Origin of the sequence: Gilliamella sp. M0364 (assembly GCF_016100565.1) — a bacterium.
GTDB lineage: Bacteria > Pseudomonadota > Gammaproteobacteria > Enterobacterales > Orbaceae > Gilliamella > Gilliamella apis.
Genome location: NZ_JACFSF010000035.1, coordinates 1 through 322, shown reverse-complemented (window position 1 = coordinate 322; position 322 = coordinate 1). Strand labels below are relative to the sequence as shown.

Here is a 322-nt window from a genome sequence, read left to right as displayed (position 1 = left end):
CGTGACCACTTGCGTAGTCGCCGCGGGAGATTGTAAAGAGGGTTCGCGCCAACCCTCTTAACTCGGACGTAATCACCGTATAGAACTAGTCACCAAACAACAAAACGTCCGAAACTCAAAGAACTAAAAAATAAAGAACCAAAAAATTTGAGGAACGGGGTTTTTAAAACCAAAATCCCGCCCAAGTTTCTCCGAAATTGGTTTTAAAACTAAAATTAGCTTGCTATAAACATAAACGTTTATTTTGGCAAATAAGTTTGGTGTATTTAATTTAGCGACATTCGCAATGTGCTGACAACTGAGTGAGGTTAGCATGGCAAAC

General features: G+C 39.8%; 1 protein-coding gene. It reads right to left on the bottom strand.

The window, feature by feature from the left end; translation table 11 throughout:
- Positions 1 to 123 precede the first annotated feature (123 nt).
- Positions 124 to 322, bottom strand: a 199-nt coding sequence (locus H3U96_RS11285; RefSeq protein WP_232347788.1) for a hypothetical protein, incomplete at its 5' end; no start/stop codon positions are given.